Origin of the sequence: Achromobacter sp. Marseille-Q4962 (genome assembly GCF_943737005.1) — a bacterium.
In the GTDB taxonomy this organism is placed as follows: Bacteria; Pseudomonadota; Gammaproteobacteria; order Burkholderiales; family Burkholderiaceae_B; genus Achromobacter.
On record NZ_CALSFU010000012.1, the window covers coordinates 40255 to 58319 of the forward strand.

15 protein-coding genes are annotated in these 18065 nt (G+C 68.9%); 4 read left to right on the forward strand and 11 right to left on the reverse strand.

Annotated features, from left to right (window positions below; translation table 11 throughout):
- Window positions 1-3: 3 nt before the first annotated feature.
- From NGJ44_RS12225 to NGJ44_RS12250, 6 genes are all read right to left on the reverse strand, one after another.
- Window positions 4-480 carry a nitrate reductase cytochrome c-type subunit gene (locus NGJ44_RS12225; protein WP_053246320.1) on the reverse strand — a complete coding sequence of 159 codons (477 nt, stop codon included), beginning with the start codon at window positions 478-480 and terminating at the stop codon, window positions 4-6.
- 18 nt (window positions 481-498) lie between these two features.
- Window positions 499-2994, reverse strand: a complete 2496-nt coding sequence (gene napA / locus NGJ44_RS12230; RefSeq protein WP_251864072.1) for a periplasmic nitrate reductase subunit alpha — start codon at window positions 2992-2994, stop codon at window positions 499-501.
- Window positions 2978-3292 carry a chaperone NapD gene (locus NGJ44_RS12235; RefSeq protein ID WP_053246322.1) on the reverse strand — a complete coding sequence of 105 codons (315 nt, stop codon included), beginning with the start codon at window positions 3290-3292 and terminating at the stop codon, window positions 2978-2980. The genes napA and NGJ44_RS12235 overlap by 17 nt, the downstream gene beginning before the upstream one ends.
- A 21-nt stretch (window positions 3293-3313) precedes the next feature.
- Complete coding sequence (gene napE, locus NGJ44_RS12240) at window positions 3314-3472, reverse strand: periplasmic nitrate reductase, NapE protein (protein WP_053246323.1); 159 nt, start codon at window positions 3470-3472, stop codon at window positions 3314-3316.
- Between the two features lie 172 nt (window positions 3473-3644).
- A complete protein-coding gene (locus tag NGJ44_RS12245; protein WP_251864073.1) occupies window positions 3645-4499 on the reverse strand; it encodes a beta-keto acid cleavage family enzyme in 855 nt (284 codons plus the stop codon).
- The gene (locus NGJ44_RS12250) at window positions 4496-5458 is read right to left on the reverse strand and encodes a 3-hydroxyacyl-CoA dehydrogenase family protein (RefSeq protein ID WP_251864074.1); all 963 of its coding nucleotides are present in this window, start codon (window positions 5456-5458) and stop codon (window positions 4496-4498) included. The genes NGJ44_RS12245 and NGJ44_RS12250 overlap by 4 nt, the downstream gene beginning before the upstream one ends.
- 124 nt (window positions 5459-5582) lie before the next feature.
- Between NGJ44_RS12250 and NGJ44_RS12255 the strand changes: the two genes are divergently transcribed.
- Window positions 5583-6491 (forward strand): LysR family transcriptional regulator, encoded by a 909-nt coding sequence (locus NGJ44_RS12255; RefSeq protein WP_251864075.1) that lies wholly within the window; start codon window positions 5583-5585, stop codon window positions 6489-6491.
- A gap of 16 nt (window positions 6492-6507) precedes the next feature.
- On the opposite strand, the gene NGJ44_RS12260 is transcribed toward NGJ44_RS12255, so the two are convergent.
- Together NGJ44_RS12260 and NGJ44_RS12265 are read right to left on the reverse strand one after the other, a co-directional pair.
- Window positions 6508-7200, reverse strand: a complete 693-nt coding sequence (locus NGJ44_RS12260) for a GntR family transcriptional regulator (RefSeq protein ID WP_251864076.1) — start codon at window positions 7198-7200, stop codon at window positions 6508-6510.
- An 8-nt stretch (window positions 7201-7208) separates the two neighbouring features.
- A complete protein-coding gene (locus NGJ44_RS12265; RefSeq protein WP_251864077.1) occupies window positions 7209-8981 on the reverse strand; it encodes an IlvD/Edd family dehydratase in 1773 nt (590 codons plus the stop codon).
- A 220-nt stretch (window positions 8982-9201) separates the two neighbouring features.
- Here NGJ44_RS12265 and NGJ44_RS12270 point away from each other — a divergent pair, with 220 nt between their 5' ends.
- Together NGJ44_RS12270 and pdeR are read left to right on the forward strand one after the other, a co-directional pair.
- Window positions 9202-10200: a Bug family tripartite tricarboxylate transporter substrate binding protein gene (locus NGJ44_RS12270; RefSeq protein WP_053246316.1), complete on the forward strand. Its 999-nt coding sequence runs from the start codon at window positions 9202-9204 to the stop codon at window positions 10198-10200.
- 191 nt (window positions 10201-10391) lie between these two features.
- The gene (pdeR, locus tag NGJ44_RS12275; RefSeq protein ID WP_053244950.1) at window positions 10392-12386 is read left to right on the forward strand and encodes a cyclic di-GMP phosphodiesterase; all 1995 of its coding nucleotides are present in this window, start codon (window positions 10392-10394) and stop codon (window positions 12384-12386) included.
- Window positions 12387-12446: 60 nt separating this feature from the next.
- On the opposite strand, the gene NGJ44_RS12280 is transcribed toward pdeR, so the two are convergent.
- Window positions 12447-13331: a crotonase/enoyl-CoA hydratase family protein gene (locus NGJ44_RS12280; RefSeq protein ID WP_053244949.1), complete on the reverse strand. Its 885-nt coding sequence runs from the start codon at window positions 13329-13331 to the stop codon at window positions 12447-12449.
- Between the two features lie 404 nt (window positions 13332-13735).
- On the opposite strand from NGJ44_RS12280, the gene NGJ44_RS12285 reads away from it, so the two are divergent.
- Window positions 13736-15832 carry a TonB-dependent receptor gene (locus NGJ44_RS12285; RefSeq protein ID WP_251864078.1) on the forward strand — a complete coding sequence of 699 codons (2097 nt, stop codon included), beginning with the start codon at window positions 13736-13738 and terminating at the stop codon, window positions 15830-15832.
- An 18-nt stretch (window positions 15833-15850) separates the two neighbouring features.
- Here the strand turns inward: NGJ44_RS12285 and NGJ44_RS12290 are convergent, their stop codons facing one another.
- Together NGJ44_RS12290 and NGJ44_RS12295 are read right to left on the reverse strand one after the other, a co-directional pair.
- Complete coding sequence (locus tag NGJ44_RS12290) at window positions 15851-16594, reverse strand: SDR family oxidoreductase (RefSeq protein ID WP_053245149.1); 744 nt, start codon at window positions 16592-16594, stop codon at window positions 15851-15853.
- 68 nt (window positions 16595-16662) lie between these two features.
- A complete protein-coding gene (locus NGJ44_RS12295; protein ID WP_251864079.1) occupies window positions 16663-18057 on the reverse strand; it encodes a GntP family permease in 1395 nt (464 codons plus the stop codon).
- Between the last annotated feature and the right edge of the window lie 8 nt (window positions 18058-18065).

Here is an 18065-nt window from a genome sequence, read left to right on the forward strand (position 1 = left end):
GCCTTATTTCTGCGCGGGCGCCGGGGCGGTCAGCCGCTTCAGGATCACGTCGATGTCCTGGTAGGTGTTGGACACCAGCGGCCTGGCCTCGGCCTGCGGCACGTGGCACTGCGTACAGAAATACCGCCGCGGCGAGACTTCGGCCAGCACGTTGCTGTCGCGGTCCATGTAGTGCGTCACGCTCAGGGGCGGGGCCTGGGTGGCCTCGGTGTTCACCCGGGCGTGGCAGGCCAGGCAGCGGTTGAAGCTGCGGTCGACCTGGTAGCCGTCGATCTTGTGCGGAATGGTGGGCGGCTGCATGGAATAGCTGCGCACCCGCTTGATGTCCTTGTTCTCGATCGGGCTGATGAGCGGCGGATCGGTCTCGTCGGCCACCGGCGTGGGCCCGCGCATGGGGTCTTCCACGTCCTGGGGCGGCGCGGCCAGGGCCGGCCAGGCCAGCAGCAGGGCAAGCGCGATGGCGGGGGCTCGGATCTTCATGGCTGTCTCCCGGCGATCTCAGGCCTTGACGATCTTGACCGCGCACTTCTTGAAGTCGGTCTGGAACGAGATGGGGTCGGTGGCGTCCAGCGTGACCTTGTTGATGAGCTGGCCGGCGTCGAACCAGGGCACGAAGACCAGGCCGCGCGGCGGCTTGTCGCGGCCCCGCGTCTCCAGCCGCGAGCGCATCCGCTCGCGCCGCGACACGATCTCCACCTCGTCGCCGCGCCGCAGGCCCAGCTTCTGCGCATCGTCGGGGTGCATGAAACAGACTGCGTTGGGAAAGGCGCGGTAAAGCTCGGGCACGCGCCGCGTCATGGACCCGGAATGCCAGTGCTCCAGCACGCGGCCGGTAGACAGCCAGAACGGATACTCTTCGTCGGGCGATTCGGGCGGCGGCTCGTAGGGCAGCGCGTAGATGATGGCGCGGCCGTCGGGGTTGCCGTAGAACTCGAAGCCCTTGCCGGCCTTCACGTATGGGTCGCTGCCCTCGCGGTAGCGCCACAGGGTTTCCTTGCCGTCGACCACCGGCCAGCGCAGGCCGCGCACCTGGTGGTAGGTGTCGAAAGGCGCGAGGTCGTGCCCGTGGCCGCGCCCGAAGGCCGCGTATTCCTCGAACAGGCCCTTCTGCACGTAGAAGCCGAAGGCGTCGGATTCCTGGTTGGCGTAACCGGGATCGCGCTCGGAGTTCGGATACCGGTTTACCTGGCCGTTGGCGAACAGCACGTCGTACAGCGTCTTGCCGCGGTACTCGGGTTTCTTGGCGAGCAGGTCGGCGGGCCAGACTTCCTCCACCTTGAATCGCTTGGAGAACTCCATCAGTTGCCACAGGTCGGAGCGGGCCTGTCCCGGCGCATCGACCAGCTGGTGCCAGAACTGCGTGCGGCGCTCGGCGTTGCCGTAGGCTCCTTCCTTTTCCACCCACATGGCCGCCGGCAGGATCAGGTCGGCCGAGATGGTCGTGACCGTGGGGTAGGCGTCCGACACCACGATGAAGTTGTCGGGATTGCGGTAGCCCGGCAGCCCTTCGTTCATGAGGTTGGCGGCCGCCTGCATGTTGTTGTTGACCATCACCCAATAGGCGTTGATGGAGCCGTCCTTGAGCATGCGGTTCTGCAGCACGGCGTGCGCGCCCACCTTGTCGGGAATGGTGCCCTCGGGCAGCTGCCAGAGTTCTTCCGCGTGGGCGCGGTGCTTGGGATTGGTGACCACCAGGTCGGCCGGCAGCCGGTGCGAGAACGTGCCTACTTCGCGCGCCGTGCCGCAGGCCGAGGGCTGGCCCGTGAGCGAGAAGGGGCTGTTGCCCGGCGTGGAGATCTTGCCCGTCAGCAGGTGGATGTTGTAGACGAGATTGTTGGCCCACACGCCGCGCGTGTGCTGGTTGAACCCCATGGTCCAGAACGAGGTCACGCGCACCTTCGGGTCGGCGTACATCTCGGCCAGTTCTTCCAGCCGGTTCTTGGGCACGCCGCTCAGCTTGGCCGTGTAGTCCAGGTCGTACTTGGAGACGAAGCGCGCGTACTCCTCGAAATCGATGGGCTTGGACGCGCCGGGGTTGGCGGCGTTCTTGGCGGCCTTCTGCAGCGGATGATCGGGCCGCAGCCCGTAGCCGATGTCGGTCACGCCCTGGTGGAAGACCGTGTGCTTGTCCACGAAGTCGCGGTTCACGCGCTTGGTCTTGATGATGTGGTTCGCGATGTAGTTCAGGATCGCCAGGTCGGTCTGCGGCGTGAAGGTGAGCGTCAGGTCGGCCAGGTCGTAGGAACGGTGCTCGAAGGTGGACAGCACCGCCACCCGGGTCTTGGGCGCGGACAGGCGCCGGTCGGTCACGCGGGTCCACAGAATGGGATGCATCTCCGCCATGTTGGAGCCCCACAGCACGAAGGCGTCGGCGTTCTCGATGTCGTCGTAGCAGCCCATGGGCTCGTCGGCCCCGAAGGTGCGCATGAACCCCACGGCGGCCGAGGCCATGCAATGGCGCGCGTTGGGGTCGAGGTTGTTGGACCGGAAGCCCGCCTTCATGAGCTTGAGCGCGGCGTAGCCTTCCCATACCGTCCATTGCCCCGAGCCGAACATGCCCACGGCGGTGGGGCCTTTGTCGCGCAGCACGCGCTTGAACTGCTCGGCCATGACGTCGAACGCCTGGTCCCACGACACCGGCGCGAATTCTCCGTCCTTGGCGTACCGCCCGTTCTTCATGCGCAGCAGCGGCTGCGTGAGGCGGTCGGCGCCGTACATGATCTTGGACAGGAAATAGCCCTTGACGCAGTTCAGGCCCTTGTTGACCTCGGCGTTGAAATCGCCGTGCGTGGCCACGACCTGGTTGTCCTTGACCGCCACGTTCACGCCGCAACCCGTGCCGCAGAATCTACAGGGCGCCTTGGACCATTTCAGCTTGGCGGCCTCGGATTCGGTCACGATGTTCTGCGCGTAGCCGACGATCGGAATGCCCGCCACCGTGGCGGCGGCCGCGGCGGCCGATTGCTTGATGAATTCCCTACGGGGCATTGCCATCGTCGATCTCCTCGTTCATGGCGTCCAGCGTCTCGGCGTGCTGGTACACCAGCGCGGACGCGAGCACGCCGTCGAGGCGCTGTATCTCGGAGATGCGCGCCATCATTTGCTCGGTGGAGGGGGCTTCCAGGGTGACGACTATCTTGCCGGCGCCGGAAACGGCATGGATCTCCGCGCCTTCGACGGCGAGGATGCCGGCGCGCACGGTGTCGAGCTTGCGCACCAGCGCATGCACCACCATGCTGGCGATGTGCAGCTCGGCGGGCGGAGGACAGGGGGAACAGGAAAGCGCGTGCATGGCTGGCTCCATGACGGCGTTTCAGGAGCCCGGAGGGCCCGCGAGCATCTGATAGAACCAGACCAGGAACCCGTAGCCCGCGACGATGACGACCGCCAGCACGGGAGCAATGATCGCCGCCAGGAACACGAAGCTGCGCAGTTCCTGGGACTTGGTCAGCGCATCGGAATCGTTTGACACACACCACCTCACTGGAAAGGTCGGGGTATTGCGTTCAACGTGCGGATTCGTGAATTTGTAGCAGCGCGGGGGACGGCGCGTCAACGCCGCGCCGCGAAAAAAAAGCGCGCCGTCGGGCGCGCGCGAAATGAGGTTTGGTATATGGCGAGCGCGTCCGGCGCGCGGTTTCCGGTCAGCGCACCTGGCCGTAGATGAGGCGCGCGTCGGCGGCGGTGGCCAGCGGGCGGCCCAGGGCGCGGGCGCCTTCGGCCGCCTGGCGCACCAGGTCCGCGTTGCCGGCCGCGATGGCCCCGTCGCGCAGCCTGAGGTTGTTCTCGAAGCCCACGCGCATGTGGCCGCCGAAGGCCGCCGCCGTGGCGACGCAGGCGTTTTCCTCGGGGCCGAACGCGCACACCGCCCAGGGCAGGGAGTGGTCGTAGGCCTGCAGGAACGGCAGCAGGTCGTAGGCCGACGACACCTGGCCCGCGCTGTAGCGGCCCAGCACGAAGAGCACCGACCATGCGCCGGGAGGCGCCAGGCCGCGGGCGCGCAGCGCGAGCCAGCGCCGCACGTCGCCTTCGTCGTAGAGAATGATCTGCGTCATGATGCGGCGTTCGGCCAGCCATGCCAGGAACGCCGCGAGCTCGGCCTCCGCGATCTCGGGCACCGCGATCTCGCGCAGCCCGATGGACACGGCCTCGGGCGCCAGCTCGCGCACCACCGCCATCTGTTCGGCGGCGCGGTAGACGCCGGCCGCCTCGCTGGTCACCTGCACCAGCATCTCGTCGCCCACGGCCTCGCGCACGGCGGCCAGCGCCTCGCGGTAGGCGCCGGCGTCGAGCAGGTGGCTGCCGTCGGGCTTGCGCACGTGCATGTGCATCATGGCCGCGCCCGCCTCAAGGCAGGCGCGCGCTTCGCGGGCCAGCGCCTCGGGGGTCGTCGGCACGGCGGGATGGTCGGCGGCTTTCTTGTACGCGCCGTTGGGCGCGACGGTAATGATGACGGGCGATTGCGCCAGGGGCTGGCGCGTCGTGGCGGCGGCGTTCAAGGCTGGATCTCCGGCAGTTCGGGGGCAATCAGGTCCAGGCCCGCGCACAGCAGCCTGTCGTAGCGGGCGCGCTCGGCGGCGATAGTCTCGGGCGTCCATTCATAGAAGCCCGCGCCCGCCTTCATGCCGTGGCGGCCGTCGCGGGCGCGCTCGGCCAGGCAGCGCGCGGGATGGTCCGCATTGCAGAAGGTGGGGTACATGGTCGCGCCGGCGGCCGCATGCACGTCGATGCCGGCGTGGTCGCGCTGCATGACGGGCCCGGCCGCCAGGAAGCGGAAGCCGAAGCCGAAACGCACCGCCGCGTCCACATCCTCGGGCGAGGCGATGCCGCGGTCGATGAGGTCGAAGGCCTCGCGCGAAAGCGCGTGCTGCAGCCGGTTGGCCAGAAAGCCCGGCAGGTCCTGGCGCACCTTCACCGGCACGCTGCCGCAGCGGCGCATGAAGGCGATGAGCGCATCGGCGCGGCTCTCGTCGGACGACTCGCCCATGACGACCTCCACCAGCGGCACCAGGTGGGCGGGCATGAAGAAATGCAGGCCCAGCATGCGGGCGCCGGTGCCCAGGCCCCGGCCGATCGCGCTGATGGGAAAGCTGGAGCTGTTGCTGGCCAGGATGGCGTCGGGCCGGGCCCGGCGCTCCAGCTCGGCAAAGAGCGCCTGCTTGATGTCCAGCCGTTCGGGAATGCACTCGATGACGAGGTCCACGCCGGACCAGTCCACGTCGTCCAGGCCGGCGGCCACCGCCAGCCGGCCGGCGTTGCCTTCGCGCCCGATGGCGCGCAGGTTCTCCGCCACGCGCGCCGGCAGGCCCGCGGCGCGGGCGGCATCGGGTTCGACGATGGTGGTGCGGCATTGCGCGCGGGTCAGCACCACGGCCACGTCGGCGCCCATGGTGCCGCCGCCCACCACCACGGCGTGCGCCGCGCCGGGGTTGGGCAGCGGGGTTGTATTGCTCTGCATGTTCGGCTCCTTGCTCGGAATTCTGGGTTGCGCCGGCGACGAGTGTAGAGAAGCCGATTTGATTGATGAATCAGATTTTTTTTATAGAATGATCGAAATTCACGATTAATGTGGCGGGGGACTCATGCAGATCAACCTGTCGATGCGCGACATCGACACCACGCTGGTGCTGGGGCGCACGCTCAATTTCCGGCAGGCGGCGGCGCAGTTGCACCTGTCGCAATCGGCGCTGTCCACGCAGGTGCAGCGCATCGAGGACGCGCTGGGCGTGCGCCTGTTCGACCGCACCACCCGCACCGTGCGGCTGACGGCGGCGGGGCAGGCCTTCATGCAGCAGGCCGCCAGCCTGCAGGCCGCGTTTCGCGACGCCATCGCGGCGGTGGGCGCCATCGCCAGCGCCGAGCACGGCGAGGTTTCCGTGGCGGCGCTGCCTTCCTTGGCGGCGCGGCTGCTGCCGCGCGTGCTCATGGCATACCGCCAGGCCCATCCGCACGTGGCGCTCAAGGTGCGCGACACGCTTTCCGGCCCGGCGTTCGACCTGGTGCGCGCGGGCGAGGTGGACTTCGCGCTGACCGCGGCCGACCCCCAGCAGGCCGACCTGCATTACGTGCCGCTGATGTCCGACAGCTTTCTGCTCCTGATTCCCGAGGCGCACGCGCTGGCCCGCGCGCAGGGGCCGCTGCGCTGGGCCGACACCGCGGGCGCGGCGCACGTCTCCATGGTGCATCCCAGCAGTGTGCGGCAGTACACCGAATGGGCCTTTCTGCAGAACCGCATCCGCTTCGTTCCGGCCTTCGAGGCCGAGCACTTGACCACCATCGTGGCCATGGTGGAATGCGGCTTCGGGGTGGCGGCGCTGCCGGAGATCGCGGCCGGGGCCGTGGCCCAGCGCGGCATCGTGCAGCGGCCGCTCGTCGGGCCGGTGGCCGAGCGGTCCATCGGGCTGGTCACGGCGCGCAACCGCAGCCTGGCGCCGGCTGCCGCCGCGCTGGTGCGCATGCTGCGCGAATCGCTGGCGGACGCACCGCGCTGAGCGGCCGAGCCAGGCCCTAGCCGAGACGGGCGGCTTCGGCCGCCAGATAGGCGTCGCGCGAGGGCAGCAGGTGTTCGCGGCACACGGCCGCCAGCGCCTGGCGGTTGCCTTCGCGCAGGGCCTGGATCATGGCCCAGTGCTCCTGACGCGAACGCTCGCGCCAGGCTGGCGAGGTCAGCGTGCCGAAGCGGATGGGATGGGTGCGGCGCGCGTACTCCTCGATGGCCTGGGCCAGCACGGCGTTGTCCATGAGGGCGAAGAACTCGCGGTGGAACCGCTGGTTGCTGCGGAACACGCGCGGCGCGTCGCCGTCGGCCACCGCCTCGTCGTGTTCGCGCTGCACCGCGATCAGGGCCGCCAGGCGGGCGGGCGGAACGGGCAGCGCAATGAGGCCGGCCGCATGCACTTCCAGCACTTCGCGCAGGGCATACAGCTCGCTCACTTCGCGGGCCGTGTAGGCCCGCACCACCGCGCCCACGTTGCGCCGCCGCTCCACCACGCCCAGCTGCTCCAGCTCGGCCAGCGCCTGGCGTACTACGTGCCGCTTCAGGCCAAAGCGGGCCATGAGCTCGTCTTCGGTGAGCCGCTGGCGCGGATGCAGCCGGCCGAAGACGATGTCTTCTTCCAGGGTCTCGATGGCGGCCTGCAGCGCGTCCCGCGAGGCGGCGGGCGCGGCGGCCCGGGAGGCCGACGGGTCGATGGCGTTCATGGGCGGGATCAGGGCTTGGGCACCGTGTCGCGGGTGACGGCGGCGCGCAGGAAGTCGAAGTCCACGCCCTGGTCGGCTTGCGTCACCGCCTGCATGAAAAGCCTGCGGTAGCCGCGCTCGGCCGACGGGCGCTCTACCGGCCCGGCCGCCGCGCGCCGCGCCAGCTCGGCATCGTCGACCAGCAGGCTGATTTCGCGCCGGGCCACCGACAGGCGGATGCGATCCCCCGTCTGCACATAGGCCAGCGGCCCGCCGATGGCGGCCTCGGGCGTGACGTGCAGCACGATGGTGCCGGCCGCCGTGCCGCTCATGCGGCCGTCGGAAATGCGCACCATGTCCTTCACGCCGGCGCGCGCCAGCTTCTTGGGAATGGGCATGTAGCCGGCCTCGGGCATGCCGGGCGCGCCCGTGGGCCCGATGCGCTTGAGCACCAGGATGTCGTCGGCGTTCACGTCGAGGGTGTCGTCGTCGATGCGGCGCGCCATGTCTTCGGCGTCTTCGAACACCACCGCGCGGCCTTCGTGCTCCATCAGTTGCGGGTTGGCGGCCGACTGCTTGATGATGGCGCCGCCGGGGGCGAGATTGCCGCGCAGCACGGCCAGGCCGCCAGCGGGATAGATGGGGGAGGCCGGCGTGCGGATCACGTCTTGCGCGAAGGGGGGCGGGGCGTCGTCCAGCTCTTCGCCCAGCGTGCGGCCCGAGACCGTCAGCGCGTCCAGGTGCAGCAGGGGGCGCAGTTCGCGCAGCAGGGCGGGCATGCCGCCGGCATGGTGGAAGTCTTCCATGTAGTGCTGGCCGGAGGGCTTGAGGTCGACCAGCACCGGGGTTTCGCGGCTCAGGCGGTCCAGTCCGGCCAGGTCGATGTCGATGCCCAGGCGGCCGGCGATGGCGGTCAGGTGCACGATGCCGTTGGTGGAGCCGCCGATGGCCAGCAGCACGCGCAGCGCGTTCTCGATGGACTTGCCCGTAATGATGCGCTCGGGCGTGAGGCGCGAGGCGGCCATGGCCACGGCGGTGGCGCCGGTGCGCTCGGCGGCCCGGATGCGGTCGGCGGTGACGGCCGGCGCCGAGGCGCCGCCCGACACCATCATGCCCAGCGCCTCGGTCAGGCAGGCCATGGTGCTGGCCGTGCCCATGACGGAACAGGTGCCCACGCTGGCCACCAGCTGGTTGTTCACGTCGGCGATCTCCTGCGCGTCGATTTCCTCGGCGCGGTAGCGGCCCCAGTAGCGGCGGCAGTCCGTGCAGGCGCCCACGCGCTCGCCGCGATGCGAGCCGGTGAGCATGGAGCCCGTCACGAGCTGGATCGCCGGCACCCCGGCCGAGGAAGCGCCCATGAGCTGGGCCGGAACGGTCTTGTCGCAGCCGCCGATCAGCACCACCGCATCCATGGGCTGGGCGCGGATCATTTCCTCGGTGTCCATGGACATGAGGTTGCGCAGGTACATGCTGGTGGGCTGCGAGAAGCTTTCGTGCACCGAGATGGTGGGGAAGTCCATGGGCAGCCCGCCCGCCAGCATGACGCCGCGCTTCACCGCCTCGATGAGCTGGGGCGCGTTGCCGTGGCAGGGGTTGTAGCTGCTGCCGGTATTGACGATGCCGATGATGGGGCGCGAGAGCGCGTCGTCCGTGTAGCCCGCGCCCTTGATGAAGGCTTTGCGCAGAAACAGCGAGAAGCCGCGGTCGCCGTAGTTGGTCAGGCCGCGGGCCACGCCGCGCGCGTCGTCGGCGCTATCGAAAGGGCCGTTTCCAGGCTGGCCGCGCTTGATCTCATCCGTCATTTGTCATCCTGATAATATTATTGATAATCTGGACCGGCCATCATACTCACGCCGGGAAAGCGCGCGCAAGAAATTTTCCTTGGCCGATTTATTGATATCAGAACAAGATCAGTCGATAGAAAAATTCTGATTCATCTATCAAGTTCCGGCCCCTAAACTTGGGGCCGTCGACGAACCGGGCGTCGCTTTCATTCCTATACCACCCCGGCAGGAGACCCCTATGTTCCCACTGCGCTCGCGGCCGCGCCGCACCCTGCTCGTCTCGCTGCTCGCCGCCTGTGCCGGGCTGTGCGCGCCGGCCCTGGCCGCCGCGGACGGCTATCCCGACAAGCCCGTGCGCCTCATCGTGCCTTACCCGCCCGGCGGCGCCACCGACGTCATCGGCCGCGTGCTGGCGCAGGAACTGACCGGCTCGCTGGGCCAGTCCGTCATCGTGGAAAACCGCGCCGGCGCGGCCGGCAACATCGGAGCGGACCAGGTCGCCAAGGCCGCGCCCGACGGCTACACGCTGCTCATGGGCGCGCTGACCAGCCACTCGATCAATGCCGCCCTCTACAAGGGCCGCGTCAGTTATGACGTGGAAAAGAGCTTCGCGCCGGTGTCCATCGTGGGCACGGTGCCCCTGGTCTTCGTGGTCAACCCGTCGGTGCCGGCCAAGAGCCTGCAGGAGCTGGTCGCGCTGGCCAAGTCCAAGCCCGGCTACGTCACCATGGCCTCGGCCGGCAACGGCTCGCCCCAGCACCTGGCGGGCGAGATGTTCAAGCGCATGGCCGGGGTGGACATCCTGCACGTGCCCTATAAGGGCAGCGGCCCGGCCATGACCGACCTGATGGGCGGGCAGGTGCTCAGCATGATCGAAACCGTGCCCGCCGCGCAGGCCAACATCAAGGCGGGCAAGCTGCGCGCCCTGGCGGTGGCTTCCGCCGAGCGCGTCGAGGCGCTGCCGGACGTGCCCACCGCCAGCCAGGCCGGCCTGCCCGGCTTCGAGGTGAGCTCGATGTTCGGCATCGTGGCCCCGGCCGGCACGCCGGCGCCCGTGATCGGACGGCTCAACGGCGACCTGAAGAAGATCCTGGCCAAGCCGGACGTGCAGGCGTCGCTGCTCAAGCAGGGCGCCATCGCCACCTGGACCTCGCCGGCCGATGCCCGCGCCCGCGTGTCGGCGGAAGTGGCGCGCTGGACCAAGGTCATCGACGAGGCGGGGGTCAAGCCGGAGTAAACCGGCCCGGCCCGGCCCGTCGCGGCCCCGGCTCCGCTTGCGCGGGGCCGGCCCGTTGACGCAGCGCCGCATGGCGCGCCGGCCCGTGCCTGGGCGCCGCGCCTTTGCCGCAATGCACATTGTGGTTGACCCCGGAAGGACTAGGCCGTAATGTACTTTGCGAGCCATCCAAGGACGGCGGGGGGATACCAATGACTGAGCATCAGGACGACAAAGCGGTCCTGTATACGCATTTCGGTACACACAGCCCATATTGGCGGCTAGCCGGCGACAGCGATGCCATCGAGCTCGCCGCCGTGAAGGGGGCCACCAACATCGCGATGGCGCTGCGCCCCGAACAGGCCGACAGCATCCGTTCGCTCACGGGCATCACTTCCAGCCTGCGCATCGACGTCACGCTTTACGGCGACCCGATCCGCCTGCACCTCGTCGGCCGGAAAATCGGCCCCAACGAATGGGCCGGCACCGCATCCGCCCTGGCCGACACCGAATCCGTGGCAAAAGACCTGGTCGAGGGCCTTTCGTTTGCCGAGACGGTGGTGTCCGAGGCCAACTCCGTCATCGTCATCGTCGACCAGCACGGCCGCGTCCAGCGCTTTAACAAGCTCAGCGAGGAATACACCGGCAAGCGCGAGCAGGACATCGTGGGCCGCAGCGTCTTCGAGATGTTCATGACGCGCGAGGAAGCGGCCGCGTCCCGCCGCAACATCGCCGCCTTCTACCGGCACGGCCATTCCTACGAGGTCGAGCGCCTCATCAACACCGTGAAGGGGCCGCGGCTCTTCCTGTTCCGCAACAAGTTCGTCACCAGCGGCAGCGGCGAGAAGCGCGTCTACCTCATCTGCTCGGGCACCGACATCACCGAAGAGCGCCAGGCGCAGGAGCGGCTGCGGGTGCTGGCCAATACCGACATGCTCACTGACCTGCCCAACCGCCATGCCATCACGGAGCGGCTGAAGCGGGCGCTTTCCGCGGGCGGGGGCGGACGCGGCGGGGTGCTGTTCCTCGACCTGGACAACTTCAAGCGCGTCAACGACCACTACGGCCACGGTTTCGGCGACCACCTGCTGAAAACCGTGTCGGTGGCCATTTCGAGCTGCCTCTCGGAAGGCCAGACGCTGGCCCGCCTGGGCGGCGACGAGTTCATCGTGCTGCAGGAACACGCCCAGGTCTGGGAGCTGGAGGCCACCGCGCAGCGCATCATCGAGCGTCTGCGCGAGCCATTCCGGCAGGGCCTGATCGAGGTCTACACGAGCTGCTCCATCGGCATCGCCATGTATCCCGACCATGGCGCCGACCTGGACAGCGTCGTGCGCAGCGCCGACATCGCCATGTACGTGGCGAAGGAAGCGGGCCGCCACACCTACCGGGTCTTCCAGCCCGATATGGACCGCCGCAACGCCGACTACGTATGGCTGGACACCAACCTGCGCAAGGCGCTGGCCGAAAACCACCTGATGCTCTACTACCAGCCCAAGCTGGCCAGCCGCACGGGCGAAGTCGACGGCGTGGAAGCCCTGGTGCGGTGGCGCTCGCCCGAGCGCGGCCTCATCGGCCCCGACGTGTTCATTCCCTATGCCGAGGAATCGGGCCTTATCTCGCAGCTCGGCGTGTGGGTCATGCGCGAGGCGGCGCGCCAGGCCGCCGAATGGCGCAGGCAGGGCCTGGACATCCGCATCGCGATCAACATGTCGGCGCGGCAGCTCGACGACAAGGGCGTGGTCAGCGATTTCATGCGGGCCATCAGCGACGCAGGCGGCGAGTGCATGCTCGACATCGAGCTTACGGAGAGCTGCCTGGTCGAAGACGAAGACGCGGCCATCGGGCTCATCAAGCAGTTCCGCCAGCTCGGCGCGCGCGTGCACATGGACGACTTCGGCACCGGCTATTCGTCGCTGTCGCAACTGGCGCGCCTGCCGCTGGACGCCATCAAGCTCGACGCCAGCTTCGTGCGCGGCGTCAACGAAAACCCCGTTTCGCAGGCCCTGGCGCGCGCCATCGTGGCGGTGGCCCGCACCCTGGAGCTCAAGGTGATCGCCGAAGGGGTGGAAACCCACGAAGAAACGGCGTTCCTGGATACGCTGGGCGTGGACGCCAAGCAGGGCTACCTGTACGCCAAGCCCATGCCCGGGCCGGAGTTCACGGCCTGGCTCAACCGGCGCAGCCGCCTGCACCTCATTGCCTGAACGGCGTGTTCGCGATCGCGGAGCCGCCGGGGCGGCTCCGCAGGCCGGTCCGCGCCGCGCTCAGTGCATGGTCGCCTCCATGGCGGTTTCACCGCTGGCCGCGCTGCGGCGGTTCTGGGCGATCACCAGCCGTTCCATATAGGCCCGGTCTTTCGGGTCGATGGAGAAGGCGGCTTCCACCCAGTCTTCGGTGATGTCCATCAGTTCCGAGCGCGACAGCGCCAGCACGCGCTGGCGCGCGCGCAGCATGGCGCGCATGCCGTTGAGCTTGGGCCGCATCACGTCGATGAAGGTGCGCGTGGCCCGGTAGGCCTCGCCGGGTTCGAACAGCACGTCCACCAGCCCGCGCGCATGGAACCATTCGGCCGTGTGCGATTCGCCGGTGCCGATCAGCTCTTCGGCCAGCTTCATGCCCGAGCGGCGCGCCACCAAAGAGTAGCCGCCCATGCCCGGGAACAGATTGAAGGCGATTTCCGGAAAGCCCAGGCGCGCGTTGTTCTGGGACAGCACGAAGTGGTGCGCCAGCGCCGCCTCGAAGCCGCCGCCCAGCGCCGTGCCTTCGATCATGGCCAGCGAGATGGCGCCCGTGTCGAAGCCGCGGGTGGCTGCGTGCACGCAATCCACGCACGCGCGGGCATAGGCCCGCAGCGCTTCGCGCTTGCCGTTGCGGATGGCTTCGGCGAAAAAGTTCAGGTCGCCGCCGACGTTGTAGATCTGGGGCACCAGCGAGCCCGTGACCCAGAAGTCGATCGGCAGGCCGGAGTCCTTGGCGGCGCGCGCCAGCGTCATGATCTCGTCGATCAGTTCATGATTGAAGCAGGGCCGCGGCTGCGCTCGCAGCATCATCCACATGACGCGTCGTCCCTCCTCGTAGTACGCGGAGATCTGTTTCAGATTGCCGGCGGCGGTAAAGGGGTGGCAGTCCTGATGAATGAATTGATTCATTTGCTTTCGTCCAATCGGTCAAGGTGAGTCGAAGTACTGCGTAATCAGACTAATCCAGAGAACTCGTCCTTCGTCTCATGCAAAACTCCGCCGGTTGGCCAGACTTGTCCGTAGGCCAAAGTCGGGAGTGAAACCGCCGGGAAACGCCGCCGCGCCGCGGCGCCCTCCCACCGTTGGCGGAAGGGCGGGTGGAGAAAAAGGATGAGGCGCCGCCCGAGAACCCGCATGGCGCCGCGCACGCGCGGAACGGGGCCGGCAAGCCCGCGGTTCATGCATAGGGAGGAGTCGGGAAATCGGGTGCGCCGGCCGGTCTTCCCCGCCGCCGGCCCAGATTCTTCCTATATACTAATGATTATCATTATCTATAGCATCGCGACTCGCATCACCACACAACGAGGCTCGCGATGTCTGTTTCCACTCTCTCCCGCGCCCTGGGCCTGGGCACGCTAATTCTTGCCCTGCCTTTGCCGCCGGCTCATGCGGCCACGGCGCACCTGCCCGCGATCCGCGTCGACGGCGCGGACGCCGACGATCCGCGCGTGTCCGAGGTCGACACGGCGACCCGCACGCGCACGCCGGCGCGCGAGGTGCCGCAGGCCATCGACGCGGTCAAGCTCGACGAACTGCGCAAGTACGGCGCGTCCACGCTGGGCGAGGCGCTGGCCGGCATCCCGAACGTGTCCAGCGCACAGGACACGCGCTTTGACGCGCTGCGCATCCGCGGCTTCGCTGCCGGCAGCGATTTCTATCTCGACGGCATCCGCGACGACAGCCAGTACGTGCGCGACCTGCGCAATATCGAGCGGGTGGAGGTGCTCAAGGGGCCGGCGGCCGTGCTCTATGGACGCGGAAGCCAGGGCGGCATCGTCAACCGGGTGAGCAAGGCGCCGCAGCCCGGCCGCGAATCCAGTCTCGAAGCGCAGGCGGGCAGTTGGAACCTGCGCAGCTTCTACGCGGACCTGAGCGCCGATCCCGGCGACTCGGTCAGCCTCCGCCTGAACGCGGGCCAGGAAGAGCAGGACAGCTTCCGCCGCCGCATCGAGGGCACGCGGCAGCTCTTCGCGCCTTCGGTCCATTGGCGCGTCGCGCCGGGCCTGGACTGGGTGGCCCAGTACGAATACAGCCGCTACCGGCGCACGCCCGACCGGGGCGTGCCCGGCGTGGACGGCCGCCCGGCCGATGTGGGCCGCCGCGCCACCTACGGCGACCCCGGGCGCGACTACATCGACGACCGCGCGCGCGGCTTCCGCTCGCGGCTCGCCTACCGCCTCTCGCCCGATTGGCAGGTGCGCCACACGCTGGGCGTCTTCCGGCTGCACAGCGAGTTCGACAATACCTACCTCACCGGCTATCGCGCGGCCACCGGCAAGGTAGGCCGCGTACGCTGGCAGCAGGACCTCAACACCCGCAACATCGTCAACAACCTGGAAACGGAAGGGCGGTTCCATACCGCGGGCATCGAGCATCGCGTGCTTGCGGGGCTGGAGTTCGGCGACCAGCAACGTTCTCCCACGCTGCATCGGGCGGCGTCGCGGGGCCCGGGCGCGCGGCCGGTGCCCCAGCTCGATCTGTACCGCCCCGATCTGTCGCAGCAGCACCAGGGCGCCATGGAGCTTGCCAGCGACGCCCGCCACCAGGCGGAAAGCCGCGGCTTCTATCTGCAGGACCAGATCCGCTTCAGCGGGGCGTGGAGCGTGCTGGCCGGGGTGCGCCTGGACCGCTTCCGCATCGAATCCGCCAACCGCGTGCTCGGCATGTCGGCTTCGCACCGCAGCCGCGGCGTGAGTCCCCGCCTGGGCGTGGTCTGGAGCCCGCTGCCCGCGCATTCGTTCTATGCCTCATACAGCAAGACCTTCTCGCCCACCGGCGGCGGCACGATCGGCATCGCGCCCAACGCCCGGGGCAACGCCAACCGCCTTCCGCCGGAGCACACCCGCCAGTACGAGGCGGGCGTCAAGAGCGACTGGCTGGGCGGCGGCCTGAGCACCACGCTGGCGGTCTATCAGCTCGAACTCTACAACCGGCGCACGCGCGACCCGGACGATCCCTCCTTCATCCGGCTCACCGGCCTGCAGCGTTCGCGCGGGCTGGAGCTCACCGCCGCCGGCCGGCTGGCCGCGAACTGGTACCTGCGCGGCGGGCTGGGCCTGCAGCATGCCTCCATCGTGAAGGACGGCAACGGCATGGCCGGCCGGCGCGTGGGCAATGTGGCGCAGCGCAACGGCGGCATCTACCTGGCTTACCGGCCCGCCGAGGGCTGGCATGGCGAAATCGGCGCCACGTTCATGGGCCAGCGCTATGCCGACAGCGCCAATACCGTGACGCTGCCGGGCTACGCGCGCTGGGACGCGGCGGTGGGCTACCGACAGGCGCGCTGGGACTGGACCCTGGCCATGCGCAACCTGGCCGACAAGACCTACTACGCCTCGGCCGCCAGCGCCGGCCAGATCCGGCCGGGCGAGCCGCGCACCGTGGTGGCCACCGCCAGGTACCGCTTCTGAACGGACAACGGCCGGCGTTCAGGCCAGCCCGCCATTGGCGCGCAGGATCTGGCCGTTGATCCAGCCGCCGTCGGGGCCGGCCAGGAACGACACCACGCCCGCGATGTCCTCGGGCTGGCCCAGGCGTTCCAGCGGCGGCATCTTCGCATAGCGTTCGATGAGCTCCGCGCTCTTGTCCTTGAGGAAAAGCTCCGTGGCCACCGGCCCCGGCGCCACGGCGTTCACGGTGATCCGGCGGCCGCGCAGCTCATTGGCCAGCACGCGGGTAAAGCCTTCCACTGCCGCCTTGCTGGCGATGTAGGCGCCGTAGCCCGGCAGGTTCAGCGCCAGCGTGGTGCTCGACACGTTGATGATGCGGCCGCCCTCGGCAAGGCGCGTGGCCGCCAGGCGCAGCGTATTGAACGTGCCGCGCGTGTTGAGGTCGAAGGCCTGGTCGTACAGCGCATCGCTGGTGTCGGCCAGCGGCGCCAGCTTGAGCATGCCCGCGCTGTTGACCAGCACGTCGATCCTGCCTAGCTGGCGTTCCACCTCGTCGAACAAGTTACGCACCTCGTCGGGGCGGGCGACGTCGGCGCGCAGGGGCAGGGCGCGTCCGCCGGCCTGGCGGATTTCCTCGGCCAGCGCTTCGGCGCGGTCGGCGCTGGAGGCATAGTTGATGGCGACCGCCATGCCGTCGCGGGCCAGGCGGCGCGCGATGGCCGCGCCGATGCCTCGGGAGGCGCCGGTGACCAGGGCGGTGCGGGGAGAAGTCGGTGTCGTCATTTCGGGGGGGCTCCATGAGCGGAAAACCGGGAAAGGGGCGGCTGCGCGACGGGCTGCCCGGCCGCGGCTCAGACCAGGCCGGTCAGGTAATACACGCCGATCACCAGGAATACGGAAAGCGTGGATATCAGCGTAATGGCAAAAATGTCGCCGTACGACTGGCGGTGGGTGAGGCCGGTGACGGCCAGCAGCGTGATCACCGCGCCGTTGTGGGGCAGCGTGTCCATGCCGCCGCTGGCCATGGCCGCCACGCGGTGCAGCACGTCCATGGGAATGCCGGCCGCCCGGGCGTTCTCGGCAAAGGTCTGCGCCATCGCGGCCAGCGCGATGCTCATGCCGCCCGAGGCCGAACCCGTGATGCCGGCCAGCGCGGTGACGGCCACCGCTTCGCCCGCCAGCGGGTCGGGAATGGCCTTCAGGCCATCGGCCACCAGCAGAAAGCCCGGCAGCGCCGCGATGACGCCGCCGAAGCCATACTCCGCGGCGGTGTTCATGGAGGCCAGCAGTGCGCCCGATACCGCGCTCTTGCTGCCTTCGGCGAAATGCGCCCTGACGCTTTTGAACGAGAACAGCAGAATGGTCGCGATGCCCGCGATCAGCGCGCCCATGACGGCCCACAGCGCCACGCGGTCGCTGGCGTTGGCCGGCAGCGGCGCGGGCAGGCCGGGCAGTTCCACCGCGGCGTCGGCCGGATACCAGGCGGGTATCCAGCGGGTGAGCAGGAAGTTCGCCACGCCCACGACCACCAGCGGCAGCAGGGCGACCAGCGGATGGTGCGCGGGCTGGCCTTCGGGCGTGACCGGCTCGTTGCGCAATTCCGCGCCGTAGGATTCGCCCGCGGCGGCGGCGCGGCGGCGCCGCCATTCGAGGTAGGCCAGGCCGGCGGCCAGCGTGAACAGCGCGCCGGTCAGCCCGAGCCAGGGCGCCGACCACGTCGTGGTGTCAAAAAACGTGGTGGGAATGATGTTCTGGATCTGCGGCGTGCCGGGCAGCGCCGTCATGGTGAAGGTGAAGGCGCCCAGCGCGATGGCGCCCGGCATCAGCCGCTTGGGGATGCCGCCTTGCCGGAACATCTCGGCGGCGAAGGGGTAGACCGCGAACACCACCACGAAGAGCGATACGCCGCCATAGGTGAGCACCGCGCACACCAGCACGATGGCCGCGATGGCGCGCTCGGCCCCGATCAGGCGCAGCACGGCCTGCACGATGGCGCGCGAGAAGCCGGAGATCTCGATCAGCTTGCCGAATACCGCGCCCAGCAGGAACACCGGAAAGTAGAGCTGGGCGAAGCCCGCCATGCGCTCCATGAACACGCCCGAGAAAACCGGCGCCACGGCGGAAGGATCGGTGAGCAGCACGGCGCCCATGGCCGCGATGGGGGCGCACAGGATCACGCTGTAGCCCCGGTAGGCCGCCAGCATCAGGAAGGCCAGCGCCGCCACCACGATAAACAGTCCAGTCATTCGGTGCT